This window comes from Bradyrhizobium sp. Pha-3 (assembly GCF_042258615.1).
In the GTDB taxonomy this organism is placed as follows: domain Bacteria; phylum Pseudomonadota; class Alphaproteobacteria; order Rhizobiales; family Xanthobacteraceae; genus Bradyrhizobium.
The window spans coordinates 6,406,561-6,422,820 of record NZ_CP170152.1 but is presented as its reverse complement, the minus strand read 5'-3'; the positions used below and the strand labels follow the sequence as shown (position 1 = coordinate 6,422,820).

The 16,260-nt window shown below is 65.1% G+C and carries 14 protein-coding genes; 4 read left to right on the top strand and 10 right to left on the bottom strand.

The window, feature by feature from the left end; all coding sequences use genetic code 11:
• Positions 1-22 precede the first annotated feature (22 nt).
• The 8 genes from scpA to ACE10Z_RS30325 form a co-directional block, all read right to left on the bottom strand.
• Positions 23-2,179, bottom strand: a complete 2,157-nt coding sequence (scpA, locus tag ACE10Z_RS30360; protein WP_375784045.1) for a methylmalonyl-CoA mutase — start codon at positions 2,177-2,179, stop codon at positions 23-25.
• 12 nt (positions 2,180-2,191) lie between these two features.
• Positions 2,192-2,662, bottom strand: coding sequence for a GFA family protein (locus tag ACE10Z_RS30355; RefSeq protein ID WP_375784044.1), 471 nt, complete (start codon positions 2,660-2,662; stop codon positions 2,192-2,194).
• The gene (locus ACE10Z_RS30350; RefSeq protein ID WP_375784043.1) at positions 2,659-4,533 is read right to left on the bottom strand and encodes a methylmalonyl-CoA mutase family protein; all 1,875 of its coding nucleotides are present in this window, start codon (positions 4,531-4,533) and stop codon (positions 2,659-2,661) included. Before ACE10Z_RS30350 ends, ACE10Z_RS30355 begins: the two co-directional genes overlap by 4 nt.
• Before the next feature lie 106 nt (positions 4,534-4,639).
• Positions 4,640-5,131 carry a 2-amino-4-hydroxy-6-hydroxymethyldihydropteridine diphosphokinase gene (folK, locus tag ACE10Z_RS30345; RefSeq protein WP_375784042.1) on the bottom strand — a complete coding sequence of 164 codons (492 nt, stop codon included), beginning with the start codon at positions 5,129-5,131 and terminating at the stop codon, positions 4,640-4,642.
• 4 nt (positions 5,132-5,135) lie between these two features.
• Positions 5,136-5,516: a dihydroneopterin aldolase gene (gene folB / locus ACE10Z_RS30340; RefSeq protein ID WP_375784041.1), complete on the bottom strand. Its 381-nt coding sequence runs from the start codon at positions 5,514-5,516 to the stop codon at positions 5,136-5,138.
• Positions 5,513-6,370 carry a dihydropteroate synthase gene (folP, locus tag ACE10Z_RS30335; RefSeq protein ID WP_375784040.1) on the bottom strand — a complete coding sequence of 286 codons (858 nt, stop codon included), beginning with the start codon at positions 6,368-6,370 and terminating at the stop codon, positions 5,513-5,515. Before folP ends, folB begins: the two co-directional genes overlap by 4 nt.
• Before the next feature lie 98 nt (positions 6,371-6,468).
• Positions 6,469-6,876 (bottom strand): DUF4332 domain-containing protein, encoded by a 408-nt coding sequence (locus ACE10Z_RS30330; protein WP_097670629.1) that lies wholly within the window; start codon positions 6,874-6,876, stop codon positions 6,469-6,471.
• A gap of 62 nt (positions 6,877-6,938) precedes the next feature.
• Positions 6,939-7,304 (bottom strand): hypothetical protein, encoded by a 366-nt coding sequence (locus tag ACE10Z_RS30325; RefSeq protein ID WP_092127034.1) that lies wholly within the window; start codon positions 7,302-7,304, stop codon positions 6,939-6,941.
• Positions 7,305-7,733: 429 nt separating this feature from the next.
• Here ACE10Z_RS30325 and ACE10Z_RS30320 point away from each other — a divergent pair, with 429 nt between their 5' ends.
• The 3 genes from ACE10Z_RS30320 to ACE10Z_RS30310 are packed head-to-tail and all read left to right on the top strand — an operon-like array spanning position 7,734 to position 12,131.
• Positions 7,734-9,356, top strand: coding sequence for a helicase HerA-like domain-containing protein (locus tag ACE10Z_RS30320; RefSeq protein ID WP_375784039.1), 1,623 nt, complete (start codon positions 7,734-7,736; stop codon positions 9,354-9,356).
• 50 nt (positions 9,357-9,406) lie between these two features.
• On the top strand, positions 9,407-10,720 hold the full coding sequence (locus ACE10Z_RS30315; protein WP_375784038.1) for a glycosyltransferase family 87 protein: 1,314 nt from the start codon (positions 9,407-9,409) through the stop codon (positions 10,718-10,720).
• Between the two features lie 10 nt (positions 10,721-10,730).
• The gene (locus ACE10Z_RS30310) at positions 10,731-12,131 is read left to right on the top strand and encodes a M20/M25/M40 family metallo-hydrolase (RefSeq protein ID WP_375784037.1); all 1,401 of its coding nucleotides are present in this window, start codon (positions 10,731-10,733) and stop codon (positions 12,129-12,131) included.
• Positions 12,132-12,328: 197 nt separating this feature from the next.
• On the opposite strand, the gene ACE10Z_RS30305 is transcribed toward ACE10Z_RS30310, so the two are convergent.
• Positions 12,329-13,108, bottom strand: a complete 780-nt coding sequence (locus tag ACE10Z_RS30305; RefSeq protein ID WP_375784036.1) for a class II aldolase/adducin family protein — start codon at positions 13,106-13,108, stop codon at positions 12,329-12,331.
• A gap of 225 nt (positions 13,109-13,333) precedes the next feature.
• Positions 13,334-14,983, bottom strand: coding sequence for a glycosyltransferase family 39 protein (locus tag ACE10Z_RS30300; protein WP_375784035.1), 1,650 nt, complete (start codon positions 14,981-14,983; stop codon positions 13,334-13,336).
• 340 nt (positions 14,984-15,323) lie between these two features.
• Here ACE10Z_RS30300 and ACE10Z_RS30295 point away from each other — a divergent pair, with 340 nt between their 5' ends.
• Positions 15,324-16,205, top strand: a complete 882-nt coding sequence (locus ACE10Z_RS30295) for a DUF308 domain-containing protein (protein ID WP_375784034.1) — start codon at positions 15,324-15,326, stop codon at positions 16,203-16,205.
• Positions 16,206-16,260: the final 55 nt, after the last annotated feature.

Below are 16,260 nucleotides of genomic sequence, written 5' to 3'. Positions count from 1 at the left end.
AGGGAGGGCGAATGCGGCAGCGTTACTCCGCCGCCGCGCTGTGGCCGAGCCGGGCGTTGAGCTTGTGGATCAGCTCCTCGGCGGCGTCGGAGATCACGGTGCCGGGCGGGAAGATCGCCTCGGCGCCGGCCGCATACAGCGCATCATAATCCTGCGGCGGCACCACGCCCCCGATGATGATCATGATGTCCTCGCGGCCGTGCTTCTTCAGCGCGGCCTTCAATTCCGGCACCGCGGTGAGATGGGCTGCTGCGAGCGAGGAAACGCCGAGGATGTGGACGTCGTTCTCGACCGCCTGTCGCGCGGCTTCGTCGGCGGTCGCGAACAGCGGCCCGATATCGACGTCGAAGCCGACATCGGCGAAGGCGGATGCGATCACCTTCTGGCCGCGGTCATGGCCGTCCTGGCCGATCTTGGCGACCAGGATGCGCGGGCGGCGGCCCTCAGCCTCCTCGAAGGCGTCGATCAGCGCCTGCACCTTTTCGACCTTGTTGGACATGGCCGCTGCCTCTCGCTTGTAGACGCCGGTGATGGATTTGATCTCGGCGCGGTGGCGGCCGAACACCTTTTCCATCGCGTCTGAAATCTCGCCGACGGTGGCTTTCGCGCGCGCGGCGTCGATCGCGAGCGCCAGCAGATTGCCGTTGCCTTCGCCCGCCGAGCGGGTCAGCGCGGCCAGCGCCGCATCGACGTCCTTCTGGTTGCGCTCCTTCTTGAGCCGCGCCAGCTTGTCGATCTGCAACCGCCGCACGGTGGAGTTCTCCACCTTCAAGACGTCGATCGGCCGCTCGTTCTCCGGCTTGAACTTGTTGACGCCGATCACCGCCTGGCGGCGGGCATCGATCCGCGCCTGGGTCTTCGCGGAGGCTTCCTCGATTCTGAGCTTCGGCACGCCGGCCTCGATCGCCTTGGCCATGCCGCCGAGTTCCTCGACCTCCTGGATGTGACCCCAGGCCTTGGCCGCGAGATCGCGCGTCAGCCGCTCGACATAATAGGAGCCGCCCCAGGGATCGATGATGCGGTTGGTGCCGCTCTCCTGCTGCAGGAACAGCTGCGTGTTGCGGGCGATGCGCGCCGAGAAATCGGTCGGCAGCGCCAGCGCCTCGTCGAGCGCGTTGGTGTGCAGCGACTGGGTGTGGCCTTGCGTTGCCGCCATCGCCTCGATGGTGGTGCGCATCACATTGTTGAACACGTCCTGCGCGGTCAGCGACCAGCCCGAGGTCTGGCAATGCGTGCGCAGCGACAGCGAGCGCGGGTCCTTCGGGTTGAACTGCTTCAGCAGCTTGGCCCACAACAGCCGCGCGGCGCGCATCTTGGCGACTTCCATGAAGAAGTTCATGCCGATCGCCCAGAAGAACGACAGCCGTGGCGCAAAGCGGTCGACGTCGAGGCCGGCGGCAAGCCCGGCGCGCAGATATTCGACGCCGTCCGCCAGCGTATAGGCAAGCTCGAGGTCCTGCGTCGCGCCGGCCTCCTGCATGTGGTAGCCGGAGATCGAAATCGAATTGTATTTCGGCATCCGCTGCGACGTGTAGGCGAAGATGTCGGAGATGATCCGCATCGAGGGCGTCGGCGGATAGATGTAGGTGTTGCGCACCATGAACTCTTTCAGAATGTCGTTCTGAATGGTGCCCGACAGTTTCTCCGGCGGCACGCCCTGTTCCTCGGCGGCGGCGACGAACAGCGCGAGGATCGGCAGCACCGCGCCGTTCATGGTCATCGACACGCTCATCTGGTCGAGCGGGATGCCGGCGAACAGCGTGCGCATGTCGTAGATGGAATCGATCGCGACACCGGCCATGCCGACGTCGCCGGAAACGCGCGGATGATCCGAGTCATAGCCGCGATGGGTGGCGAGGTCGAACGCGACCGACAGGCCCTTCTGTCCGGCCGCAAGGTTGCGGCGATAGAAGGCGTTGGAATCCTCCGCCGTGGAGAAGCCGGCATATTGCCGGATGGTCCAGGGCTGGTTGACATACATGGTCGGGTAGGGGCCGCGCAGATAGGGCGCGATGCCGGGCCAGGTCTCGAGGAAATCGATGCCTTCGAGATCGGCCTCGCCGTAGACGGACTTCACCGGGATGCCCTCGGGCGTCAGCCAGGGTTCGGCGCTCGCGGCCGGCATCGCCGTGGCAACGGGCTGGAAGGCGACATCGGCGAAATTGGGAATGCGGGTCATTCCTTGGCTTCCTTAGTCATGGTCCGGATGCTGATGGCTGACGATGGTCGCCATCTTGTCCGGTCCGTAATTCTGCATGGTGGTCTGGCTCGGCAGATTGGCGATGCCGACCACCCAGCCGTGGCGGGACTCGGTTCCGAACTGCTGCGTCGGGATCACCCGGTCGGGCCGGTCGAAGGCGCCGGTCATGATCTCGATGCGGGGACCGTCGATCCGCCGGAAGCTGAGCGGCGTGCCGCAGGTGGCACAGAAGTCGCGCTCTGCGATCGAGGAGGATTTGAACGCCGCCGGCTTGCCGCGGGTCCAGGCGAAATCCTCCTTGTTGATGTCGGCAAAGGAGGCGAACGGCGCACCGGAGGCCTTTTGGCACATCCGGCAGTGACAGATGCTGACGCGGTTCGGTGCCGCGGACACCGCAAAGCGCACGGCGCCGCACTGGCAACCGCCGGTCAGAACGGGTTTTGCTGGTGCCTCTGCCGTCATGCCTGCTCCATCCGCCGATAGGCGTCACGCAATGTCGCCAGCGCGTCACCGCCGGCGAAGACGAACTCACCGATGCCGGCCGCCCGCAGCGCCGCTTCCTGGTCGCCGGGCCGCCCTGCCAGATAGATATGCTTTGCGCCGGCGCCGTGAAGGGCCTCGGCGGCCTCAGGGGCGCTGACGGCATAGACCTTGTCAGAGGAACAAATGCACGCCATCGCGGCGCCAGATGCCTTGAACGCCGCGGCAAGCGCGGCCGCGTCGGCAAAGCCCTCGCTGTCGATGGCCTCGATCCCGCCGGTCTCGAAGAAGCTCTTTGCAAATGTGGCGCGGGCCGTGAAATCCGCCGGCGTGCCCAGGTTCGCGAGGAAGATCTTGGGTCGCGCGCCATGGGCTTTCAGTGCGGCGTCGGACTTGTCGCGCAGCGCCTCGAACGGCTCGGCGAGCCGCATCGGCGCGAGGGCATCGAAGGTGACCTTGGCGCCGGCGGTGGACACCGGCGCGGCCGGCCTCACGTCCAGCACCGCGAGGTTGGCCTCGTGCAGGTTCGGGAATTCGCTGGCGCCGGTCAGCACGTCGCGCCGCTCCGCCACGTTGGCTTCGCGCAGCAATCGCGTCGCGGCGACTTTCTGTTGCAGCAGCCCCTGCTCGAGTGCAGGGAAGATTCCGCCGGCCTTCTCGATCTCCTGGAACAATGTCCATGCCGCTTCGCAAAGCTGCGAGGTCAAGGTCTCGATGCCGCCGGCGCCTGCCGCGGGATCGGAGACCTTGGCAAGGTTGGATTCGTCGAGCAGCACGAGCTGCGTGTTGCGTGCCACGCGGCGGGCGAAATCGTCCGGCAGGCCGAGCGCCAGCGTGTGCGGCAGCACGGTGATGGCATTGGCACCGCCGAGCCCGGCGGCAAAGGTCGCGATCGTCGCGCGCAGCATGTTCACGTTGGGGTCGCGCTGGGTCAGCATCCGCCAGGCGGTCTGCGCGTTGACGAAGATCGGCTTCGGCGCGAGGCCGCAGGCCTCTTCGATCCTCGCCCACAAGAGCCGCAGCGCGCGGAATTTCGCCATGGTCAGGAACTGGTCGGCATCGGCGCTGAGCCGGAACGACACGGCTGCGCGCACCGAGTCGAGATCGATCCCGGAGGCTTCGAGCATGCGCAGATAGGCGAGCGCGACCGCGAGCGTGAAGGCGAGTTCCTGCACCTCTGATCCGCCGGCATCATGGACCGGCCGGCCATCGGCCAGCACGAACGGTCCCTTGAAGCCGCGCTTGATCAGGCCGTTGACCACCTGGCCGAACGACTTTTCGTAGTTGGGCCAGGCGATGGCCGCTGCACCGCGCACCGCCATGGTGCTGAGTGCCTGATAATTGAAATGCAGGTCGAGCTTGGCGGGATCGAGCTTGCGGGCCTCGACCATGTCGGCAAACGTCTCGCCGGCGTTCTCGCGTCCGATCACCGGGTTGAGCGCGATCATGATGCCGGCATCGAGATGGACGCCGCCGCAGGCCCGCGCCAGTGTCTTCTTGCTGGCGTCCGTGAGACCGAAGCCGCGCGCGCCGGGACCGCCGGCGAACTCGAATTCGAGGCCGGTCGCTCCGTTCTCGAGATCCTGCAAGGCCTGCGCATTGGCCTCTGCGGCGTCGGGATGGTCGACCCGTTGCAGGATCTGCCAGGGGGCGGCTGCGGCGCGGCCCGGCAGCGGGCTTGCGTTGGTGGCGCGGCGATAGATCGGATCGATCCTCAGGCCGTCATAGGTCTTGCCGACCAGCTTCTCGAACGGCGCGCCCTTCAGCACGCCGTCGACCAGCTTGCGCCAGTCGTCATAGGTCGCCGGTGCAAAATCCGAAGCCAGAGCCAAATCGTCAGTCGAGGTCGTCATCCGCCCAAATCGTCCTTCATCGGCCCCGCGACGGGGTCCCTTGATTTGGCCGGAAATTGCCACGGGCGGGCGGCCAAGCCAAACGGTTGTTTGCGTTCGTGCGGCTTTAATCGAGGTCCGCTAGACGGAAAATACCGTCCGTCGAGACCCCCGCCAGCGCATCCGCGACGCGGCGCCCGGCGATGACGCGGTCGGGAACGATCTCGGCCAGCGGCACCAGCACGAAGGCGCGTTCGAACAGCCGCGGATGCGGCAGCGTCAGTTCCGGCTTCTCGAGTGTGACGTCGTCATAGGCGATCAGGTCGAGGTCGAGGGTGCGCGGACCCCAGCGCTGCTCGCTGTTGCGATCGCGGCCGAATTTGCTTTCGATCTTGTGCAGCGTGAACAGCAGCGCGTGCGGATCGAGGCTGGTGTCGATCTCGATACAGGCATTGATGAAGCGGTTCTGCTGCGCTTCGCCCCAGGGCGGCGTCGAATAGTCCGACGAGCGCGCCAAGAGCGCCGCCTGCGTCATGCCGCAGATATTGGCGATCGCCTTGCGAAACGTCGTGCGGACGTCGCCGACATTGCCGCCGAGTGCGATCAGGACGTCAGCCATCGGTTCAACCGTGCGACGGCGGATGCCGCGAGCGCGTCAGCACCACGCCGACATCGTCGAAGATCGCGGCGATCGGCGCGTGCGGCTTGTGCACGGTGACCTTGACCGCCCTGACACGCGGGAAGCTCGCCAGGATGTCCTCGGCCACCGCGCCGGCGGCGCGCTCCAGCAGCTTGTAGTTGGTGTTCTTGAATGCCGATGTCGCGGTCGCGACTACGTTGGAATAGGACACAGTGTCGGAGAGGCGGTCGGTGCGCGAGGATTCCGAGAGGTCGGTGTACAGCTCGAGGTCGATGACGAAGCGCTGCCCGACTTCGGTCTCATGTTCCATCACGCCATGACGGGCATGGATGACGATCCCGGTGATGAAGATCGTGTCGGTCATTGCTGTCCCTCGATTGCCGCGGCCACCCGCAGCGCCTGAACGGTTTCGGCGACGTCATGCGCGCGGATGATGCGGGCGCCGTTCCGCGCGGCGATCAGATGCGCCGCGATCGAGCCGCCGATCCGCTGTTGCGGCTCCGAGGCCACGATCGTGCTGATGAAGCGCTTGCGCGAGGCGCCGACCAGCACCGGCAGGCGGAACGCGTTGAACTCGGCGAGCCGCGCCAGCGCCAGCATGCTCTGCTCCGGCGTCTTGCCGAAGCCGATGCCGGGATCGAGCACGATCCGGTCGGACGCAATGCCGGCCCGCGCCGCGATCTCGAGCGAGCGTTCGAAGAACGCCGTGATGTCCTGCATGATGTCGATCGCCGGATCGACCTGCTCGCGATTGTGCATGATGATCACGGGCACGCCGCGCGCGGCGACGAGCGGCGCCATGCCGGCGTCGCGCTGCAGGCCCCAGACGTCATTGGCGATCGCAGCACCTTGGTCGAGCGCCCAGGCCACGACCTCCGACTTCATGCTGTCGATCGAGACCGGCACGCCGAGTGCGACCACCTCGGCCAGCACCGGCTTCAGCCGCGCCATTTCGGCCTCGGCGGTGACCGGTTGCGAGCCGTAGGGACGGGTCGATTCTGCGCCGATGTCGATGATGTCAGCGCCCTCAGTGATCAGCCTGCGGGCCTGCGCCAGCGCCTGTTCGGGCGCGATGAACTGGCCGCCGTCGGAGAACGAGTCCGGCGTCACGTTCAGGATACCCATCACCGCCGGATAGGGCAGCGACAGCAGCGCCGGCAGCACCGCTGATACGGCCGAGCCGGTCACCGCCGATGCTATGGGCCTGGTTGCCATCATGCGCAGGCTTTGCGCTGACCGCAGCGGCAAGTCAAGGTGTCGCGATGATGGCATGCGCCGGCGACCGCGGGCGCGGTCAAGGCAGGCCAATAGTGATGCTAGTAGGTGATCTTGAGCGGCAGCTTGCGTGCCTGTTCGATCAGCAGCTCGACCGACTTTTCTGAGGGCATCACGCGGACGAGCTTACGCCGCACATTGGCGTCCTTCATGCTCTGCGCCAGCCGTGACGGGTTGCGCTGCGCGAGCTCGCGCACGGTGGTGACGCCGGCGGCGCGGACCAGCCCGACCTTCGCCTTGCCCATACCGGGAATCCGCATGTAGTCGGAGATGTTGGCCCATTCGAGCAATTGTTGTTCGCTGATCCCGGTCTTGGCAGAGAGCGCCTTGCGTCCCTTGACGGTGCGGGCGGCTTCAAGCAGTGCGTCGGTCGTGCGGATACCCTGCGATTTCAGTTTGGTGGCGCAATAGGCGGACAGGCCTTCGATCTCGGAGAGGGGGTATGTCATGATACTCGTATGCAGGTAACAGGTAGAAGGGAGCGCGCGTGCAGGGGCGTTGGAAAAGTGCTTCAGGCAAACTGGCTGAGGCCCGGCGTCCCCGAGATGATCTCGCCCATTTGATCCGCTCCGATTTTGTCGCGGCCGAACCTGAAAAGTTCACGCGCGACGTTCTGAATTTCACCCATGCTCAGGCCAAGCGCCATGAGCCGGGTGCCGACAGCCATCAGGCCGCCGCCCATCAACCGCGATAGGCCACCGCTGTTGTTGGAGGCGGCGATTGCCGCTTCGGCGCCGGGGATTTGGTCGATCAGAGCCTGGACTTTGTCGGAAGGTCCCTCGTTACGGAGGAAACCCAGAACGATGCCGATGGTTTTTTCAGCGACAGCGCCATCGATGCCGGCCTTCGCGGCCAGCTGTCCAACCAATTCGTCCATCTTGCCCCGCCTCAACCGGACTTTGCCGGGTCGTTCTTGAAGATTTATCTTGAGCGCCTGTGTCACGAAATACAAGCGATCCGCGCATTTCAGTTCGTTTTCTTTTTCGATCGCGTCGTGACTGTGGCCTTGCTGCAAGAGTGAGCGGCGGATTCACACCATCTTGTCGCAATGCGCAATGCCTTTCGTCACTTCGCCGGGAATAAAATATGAGGAACCAGTGGCGCGACAATATACGTCAGCATCTGCTGACGGTTTCAATCGACCGGCAAGATGCAATATGATGGCACTGGTTCGGTATCGAGCCGGATACGGACATCGAACCGGGTTCGAGGTTTCGAACCGGGTTCGACACATCGAACCGGGTTCGACGTATCGAACCGGGTGCGATGATCGAAACGATCTAAATCTCCGCGAAGAGGCGAAGCGATGGCGACCTCCGACAACAAGTTGGCCGATACCGACGAGAAGATCTTTATCGGCAAGGGTGAGGAGACAGCCTGGCTGACGCTGGCGCTGGCCAACCGGCATGGCCTCGTCACTGGTGCAACCGGAACCGGCAAGACCGTCTCGCTTCAAGTCATGGCTGAAGGATTTGCGCGCGCCGGCGTTCCGGTTTTCGCCGCCGACATCAAGGGCGATCTCTCCGGTATCTCCGAGGTCGGCGAGGCCAAGGACTTCATAGTGAAGCGCGCCCAGCAAATGGGCTTGACCTTCCAGCCCGATCAGTTCTCGACCGTGTTCTGGGACGTGTTCGGCGAGCAGGGCCATCCGGTGCGCGCCACCGTCACCGAGATGGGGCCGCTGTTGCTGTCGCGGATGCTCGATCTGAACGACGTGCAGGAGGGCGTGCTCAACGTTGCCTTCCGCGTCGCCGACGAGAACGGCCTCGCGTTGATCGACATGAAGGATCTGCGTGCCCTGCTGGATGCGATCGCGCCCGACAGCAGCAAGAAGGGCGCCGACGACGGGGAAGATCCGCTGGCGTCGATCCGCAAGGCCGCGCAGAGCTACGGTAATGTGTCCAAGGCAACGGTCGGAACGATCCAGCGTCAGCTTCTTGTGCTCGAGAACCAGGGCGGCGCGAAGTTCTTCGGCGAGCCCGCGCTGACGCTGAAGGATTTCATGCGGACCGACCGCGACGGCCGCGGCATGGTTAATATCCTCGTCGCCGACAAGCTGATGCAGAGCCCGCGGCTTTACGCCACGTTCCTGCTCTGGATGCTCTCGGAACTGTTCGAGGAATTGCCGGAGGCCGGCGACTTGCCGAAGCCGAAGCTGGTGTTCTTCTTCGACGAGGCGCATCTGTTGTTCACCGACGCGCCGAAGGCGCTGATGGACAAGATCGAGCAGGTGGTGCGGCTGATCCGCTCTAAGGGCGTCGGTGTCTATTTCGTCACGCAGAATCCGATCGACGTGCCGGACAAGGTGCTGGCGCAGCTCGGCAACCGTGTGCAGCACGCGCTGCGCGCCTTCACGCCGCGCGATCAGAAGGCGGTTGCCGCGGCCGCGCAGACCTTCCGGCCCAATCCGAAGCTCGATACCGCGCGGGTGATCATGGAGCTCGCCAAGGGCGAGGCGCTGGTCTCGTTCCTCGAGGGCGGCGGCACGCCGTCGATGGTCGAGCGGGTCATGGTGCGCCCGCCGTCGGCGCGGATCGGCCCGATCACGCCGGAAGAGCGCAAGGCGATCATGGATGCGAGCCCGGTGAAGGGTAAATACGACACCGCGATCGACGCCGAATCCGCCTACGAGATCATCCAGAAGCGTCTCGCCGGCACGGCGACCCCGGCGGACGGTAGCAGCGGCGCCGAGGGTGGCGGCATCCTCGGCCAGATCGGGGCCATCGCCGCCTCGATCTTCGGCACCAACGTCAAGCGCGGCCGCCTTTCGACCGGACAGGTGATCGCACGCAACGTCACGCGCTCGGTGACCGACAAGGTGGTCGGCGGCGTGGTCGCCGATCTCGGCAAATCGGTCGGTGGCTCGGTCGGAGGCTCGATCGGCCGTGCGCTGGTGCGCGGGGCGCTCGGCGGATTGCTAAGGAGGTAATATTACAATTAGTATCTCGGCGTTTCCGTATCTTCATTTGGAGCGGTGCGTTGAGATTCCCGTCGCTGCGGGCGCCATTCGATCTGTTGTTCTTCACCTTCTGTATTGCGCTGACGGCAGATGTTCTTGGTCCCGAGATTTGGGGACACGGCAAGACGAAGGACTACCCCCTGTGGTTCTGGGCCGGGCAGCAAGTGCTGCACGGTACCGGCCTCTATCCGGCCGATCCTGCGGGCTATTTCGACTACATCTATCCGCCGCTACCGGCGGTGCTGCTGGCGATTCCAACATTCTTCGGCAAGATCCCGCTTTATCTATGCCTTTTAGTCCTCAATTGTATCGCGTGGTGGATGGTTGGGCAGCTCTCGCATGCGATGGCGGGGTCAGGCCGCAAGCCCGGGCCCTGGCTCGAGGCGCTGCCGGGCTGCCTCACGGTAACCTTCGTCATCGACATCTTCGACCTCGGGCAACCGAACCTGGTTTTGCTCGCGATGATGCTGAGCGGCTTCTGGCTGCTGCGGAGCGGGCGGCTCTGGCTTGCGGGCGGCATGTTCGCATTGGCGACCGCCATCAAGGTGTTTCCCGTTGCGGTATTGCCCTATCTGATCTGGCGCAGGCGTTGGGGTGCGGTCGCCGGCATGGCCGTTTTCCTGGTCCTCTTCCTGTTCGTCGTGCCGGCTCCGTTCCGCGGCTTCGAGCGCAACGCCGCGGAATTGAAGGTCTGGTACCACGGCATGATCGAGACGAGTTCGGTCGAAGGGTTCGGCCAGCGCGCCGAGCAGAACTGGTCGTCGGTCAACCAGTCCATCATTGCCGTATCGCATCGGCTGCTGCGTCGGGTGAACTACAATCAGGATGATCCGCACAGGCCGCCGCGCTACATGAACGTCGTCGATCTCGACTTCGCAACGGTGAACTGGGTCATTGTCGCGGTCTGTCTTCTGATCGGCATCGGCTACATCGCGGTGATACCGCCGGCCTGGCTACGGACGGTAAAGTCCGACGCTGAAGAGATCGCCATCCTGTTTTGTCTGATGACGGTGGCCTCGCCATTGGCGCGGCAATACTACTTCATGTGGCTGTTCTTCCCGATTGCGGTGCTGGCGCATCGCGCCACCTTCGATCCGCGGCCGATGGTGCGGACCGGAACCTGGGTCGCGCTTGCGGCGGCTTGCGTCCTGCTCGGGTTCTCGCTGCCGCTGTATCCGATCGAGCTGCAGGCCTACGGCAATAATCTTGCTGCGACCTTTCTGCTGATCGCGGCCCTGGTCTGGCACATCGTCAGGTCTCCGCCCAAGGAAGGCGGGCCTACTTTGCCTCCGGCTCCCGGCGCGCTACAAGCTGGCGTAACGTCCAACCAATAGGATATCCGCGATGTCCAACGCCAAGCTGCAGCCGGTCCTCGACCGCATTGACGCCGATTTCGACAACAGTCTCGAGCGGCTGTTCACGCTGCTGCGGATCAAATCGATCTCGGCCGATCCGGCCTTTGCCAATGACTGCAAGGCGGCTGCCGATCACCTCGCCAAGGACATCGCAACCCTCGGCTTCAAGACCGAGGTGCGGCCGACCGCCGGCCATCCGGCCGTGGTCGGCAAGCTGAACGGGGCGACCGACGGGCGCCCGCATGTGCTGTTCTACGGCCACTACGACGTGCAGCCGGTCGATCCGCTGAATCTCTGGCACCGTCCGCCGTTCGAGCCCGCGGTGACCGACCATGCCGACGGGCGCAAGATCATCGTCGCGCGCGGGGCCGAGGACGACAAGGGACAGTTGATGACCTTCGTCGAGGCGTGCCGCGCCTGGAAGAATGTGACGGGATCGCTGCCGATCGACATCACCATCGTCATCGAGGGTGAGGAGGAGATCGGCTCGAAGAATTTCGTGCCGTTCCTGGAGGCGAACAAGGTCGAGCTCAAGGCGGACTTCGCGCTGGTCTGCGATACCGGCATGTGGGATCCGAACACGCCCGCGATCACGACCTCGCTGCGCGGCCTGGTCTATGACGAGGTCAGGATCAAGGCCGCCAATCGCGACCTGCATTCCGGCGTGTTCGGCGGCGGCGCGCAGAATCCGATCCGCGTGCTGACGCGGATCCTCGGCGGCCTGCATGACGAGAACGGCCACATCACGATCCCCGGGTTCTATGACGGCGTGAAGGATCTGCCGCCGGACATCCTGGCGCAGTGGAAGCAGCTCAATCTGACGCCGGACAGCTTCCTCAAGCCGATCGGCCTCTCGGTGCCCGCCGGCGAGAAGGACCGGCTCCTGATCGAGCAGGTCTCCTCGCGGCCGACCTGCGACATCAACGGCATCGTCGGCGGCTATACCGGCGAGGGCTCGAAGACGGTGATCCCGGCGGAGGCGTCGGCGAAGGTCTCGTTCCGGCTGGTCGAGGGCCAGGATCCCGAGAAGATCCGCAAGGCGTTCCGCGATTATGTGACGGCGCGCGTGCCGGCGGATTGCAAGGCCGAGTTCATCGATCATTCCTCCGCGCCGGCGATCGCGCTCGATTGGAACATGAAGCCGCTGGCGGCCGCCCGCCGCGCGCTGACCGACGAATGGGGCAAGGAGGCACTGCTGGTCGGCTCCGGTGCCTCGATCCCGATCGTTGCCGACTTCAAGCGCACGCTCGGCCTCGACAGCGTGCTGGTCGGCTTCGGGCTCGACGACGACAACATCCATTCGCCGAACGAGAAGTACGACCTCAAGAGCTACCACAAGGGCATCCGCTCCTGGGCGCGGATCCTGGCGGCGCTCGCCGACGCCAAGTAGCGTGAGGCGAGCACGGTCGAAAACGGCCGGGTAACCCGGATGGAGCCAACGGGTCGCGTGAACGCGCGCCCCGTTGGCTCCATCCGGGCTACGGAAGAGAAGACCGAACGTAAAAACGCCGCCCGGAATTGGGCGGCGTTTTGATTCAGGCCGTGCAGAGGGTGTTGGCGGCTAGCTTACCCGAAGATTGTGAAATTTCAATCGCGGTAGCCGGGATTGACGCGGTCGAGCTTGCGCAGCAGCGGTGGCCAGACCAGCTGGGTCGAGCGCAGCTCGGCGCGGTCGGGATTCGACAGCAGCTCGGTGTTCTTGTCGATCGCGTGCTGGTCGACCGGATGGGCGCTTCCGCCGAGGGCGCGGGTCGCCACCTGCATCGAGCAGGCGCGCTCCAGATGGTACATCCGCTCGAAGGCGGACGCGACCGAGCGGCCGACCGTCAGCGTGCCGTGATTGCGCAGCAGCATGTGGTTCTTGGTGCCAAGATCGCGCTGCAGGCGCGGGCGCTCGTCATGATCAAGCGCGATGCCTTCATAGTCGTGATAGGCGAGGTCGTGGGTGACGAGCTGCGCGGTCTGGTTCAGCGGCAGCAACCCATCGGGGCCGCTCGACACCGCGGTGCCGTCGACCGTATGCAGATGGAGCACGCAGCCGGCGTCCTCGCGCACCTCGTGGATCGCCGAATGGATGGTGAAGCCGGCCGGGTTGATGCTGTAGTCGCTCTTCGAGAGCTGGTTGCCGTCGAGGTCGACCTTGACCAGGCTCGAGGCGGTGATCTCGTCGAACATCAGCCCGTAGGGGTTGATCAGGAAGTGATGCTCGGGCCCCGGCACGCGGGCGGAGATGTGGGTGTCGACCAGATCGTCCCAGCCATAGAGCGCGACCAGGCGATAGCAGGCGGCGAGATTGATCCGCTGCTCCCATTCCGCCGCACTGATATCCGACGGCACTTCCTTCAGGCGCGCTTCCGCTGGCGACATGGCCGATTGCTCCATTGATGGCTGTTGCTTGACGCGAGCCTAGCGCTGCCGCCGGATCGCAGCAAGGCAGCAGACCGGCGTGACAGTCATGCCGGCATGCGGCCCACGATCCGAACGGCAACGGTCGGTGGGCAGCCCCAGGATCGATCTTCCAAGGCCGCGATGGGCGAGAGCATTTTCGGCTCTGACTGACGCGAACCGGCGTCTGCTTCGTTCGAAAACGCCTTACGGCGCCGGGATCGCCAGCAGGCTCGAGATGCTGCGGCCGCGGATGTCGTAGACACGGGCGAACACGACGTCGTCGCGCTTGATCTCGACCATCACAGGAGCGGCCAGGCCCTTGCAGTAGAATTCACCGAGCGTCATCGCGAAGTCGGCGGCATGGCTGTCCCAGCCGATCGTGAAGTCGGGCCCGAGTGCGACCTGCGCCGGGCGCTGCGGTCCGCACACCGCGACCTTCCACTTGCGGTGCTGCGGCGGCACTTCCTGCCGCTCCGCCAGCTGCTCGCGCAGCCCGTCGGATGCCTGTTTCAGCGCGAGGCCCCAATAGTCCAGCATGAAGAAATTGTCGGCGGTCCGCACCGTGCCGGCGATGTGGTTGAAGTGCGTGTACTGGTACGGATGCAGGCGGATCATTTCGCTGAGCGGCAGCAGCAGGCCGAACGCGAACACGGCGAGCGCGGCGGGCTGCCAGGCGCGGCGGTTCTCGCCGAGCCAGTCCATGCCGCGGGCGAAGGCGATGCCGCCAAGCACCGCCATCGGCGGGATCACGAAGATGAAGTGGCGGATTCCGTTGTAGAGCGCCGGCCGCTTCACCATTGCGATCACCAGCGGCAGCGTCGCCGCCAGCGTCAGCATCAGCATGACCGATTTGCGCTTCGCGGTCACATCGATGCGCGACAGCGACATGAAGGTGGTGACGACGGCCGCGGTCAGCAGCACCAGCAGCACTTCGGGAAGCTGCAGCGCGAACAGCGTCGGCAAATAGGACCACGGCATGTCCGGCACCGACACCAGCGCGCCGTCGAACATCTCCTTCCACGGCTTCTCGAAGAAGTGCGAGAAGTAGGTCACCGCTTCCAGCGGATGGCCGGGCTCCATGATCGACCACGGCCAGATCAGGCCCATCACGAGATAGCCCAGCACGAGCCCCGGCAGCAGCACATAGACGACATGGGCAAAGCGATGGGTCGCCTCGCGCGGGCCCTGCTTGCGGAATTCCTCGATCCAGAGCGGGATGAAGCCGACCACTGCGTAGATCAAAGCAAGGCCGCCAAGGACGCGGCAGCCGATCGACAGGCCGGCCCCCAAGCCCACGATCAGGATCGTGCGCGGCGAAGGCGCCGGATATTCCTCGATCAGGCGGACGAGGCCCATGATCAGGACCACCATCGCGACGGCGAACGGCGCATCCTTTGGATTCATGAACATGTGACCGTAGAAGGTCGGGCACAGCGCGAGCAGCAGCAGGGCCGCCAGTCCCGCCAGCGGGCCACCGACGCGGCGCGCTAGGCGCCAGGTCACGGCAAGCCCGATCACGCCGACGATTGCGCCGAGCAGGCGGCGCGTCTCGAACAATTCGAGCGGGATGACCTTGTGCAGCAGCGCCGCGGCCATATCGAAGCCGCCGCCGTACATATAGAGATTGGCGAACGAGAGCGCGCCGGTGTCCTTGAACCCGGACCCGTACATGCGCAGCAACAAATCGGCGTATTCAGCGTGGGTGTAGTCGTCCCAGCCCAGACCGTAATCGCGGAATGTGAGGCCGGCGACCACGGCGACCACGCCGAGGACGAGGAATGCGAGATCGTCGCAGGTCTTCTCCACCGAGCGCCGTGCAGGCGCCTCGAGGGCAGACGTCGTAATCGATGACATAGCTAGTGATACCGGCGTGCCTGTGGCCCAGTTTGGCGCTTTAGGGCCTCATTCCCCGGCATCCATAGCGCAGTTCCGTTTCCGAGTAATTGGTAATTGTGGCGTAATTTCCCAGATGCGCTGCAATAAATTGGCAGCAATTCGTAGCCAGTAAATCTACGGGAAGCGGGTTCCTGAACGTGGCCGCAGCCGCGCTCAAGAAGCCCATCTGGCCCGTTAAGCGGGATTTTAGGGAACTCTGGCTACAATTGGCGGTTGGCGGTGTGGGCAACATGACGGTAACGTGGCGTCGGTGGCTTGTGCCGATTTTCGGTCGGGTCTCCCGGGGGTTAGTTCGATGATGGTTGGTCTGTTGGTCGTTGGCGTGGGCCTGGTTGTGGCGGGCTTGGCGGCGATCGGCTTGGGAATCCCCTACAAGGAATTCAGCGTCGGCGGTGCCTTGATCACGACAGGCGTGACCGGCGTATGCACCGGCGCGATCGTGCTGGCGCTCGCCGCCATCCTCCGGGAACTCCAGGTCATTGCCAGGCGGCTCGATCCCGTTGCCGCAGGTGCCCGCGCCGAGCTTCCGCTGCCGTCAGCAACTTCCCCGCGCAATGCCCCCGAGGATCCTGTTTTCCCGCCGCCGCGTGAGCCCAAGGTTGCCGCGCCTCCGCCGACGGTCCAGCCATCTGCGCCCGCGGCGCCACCGCCCTGGCACGACGAAATCGGCCAGCGTGGCGCGCCGGGCGAGGCGCCGCCGCCCGTGCCGGGTGGAGCGCCCCCGGAGGGTGAAGCCACGCCCAAGCGGCGCAACCTGTTGTTTTCGTCCTCGCGAAAGGAACGCGAGCGGGCCCAGAGCCGTACGGCCGAGCCGCTGACGCCGGATATGCTGTCGCCAGAGCTGCGTCCTGGTCCGGCCGCAGCGGCCGAGCCCGCTTCGGCAACGTTCGACGATACCTGGCCGAAGGCCGAGCGGCCGCGGTCGGTCGACGTCGCCCCACGGCGCACGCCCCGGCCGTCGACCTTCAGCGAAACCCAGTCAGCCGGCGCGGCGCCGTCATCGGGCCACCCGCCGCCGCCCCAGGAGCAGCCGCCGGTGACCGTGCTCAAATCGGGCGTCGTCGACGGCATGGCCTATTCGCTCTATTCGGACGGATCGATCGAGGCGCAGATGCCGGAGGGCATGATGCGGTTTGCCTCGATCGACGAGCTCAGGTCGCATCTCGAGCAGCGGCCCTGAGGTCGGCGTCAATACTTGCGAGCGGTCGGTTCGAGGCCGGAAAAATACGGCCGTT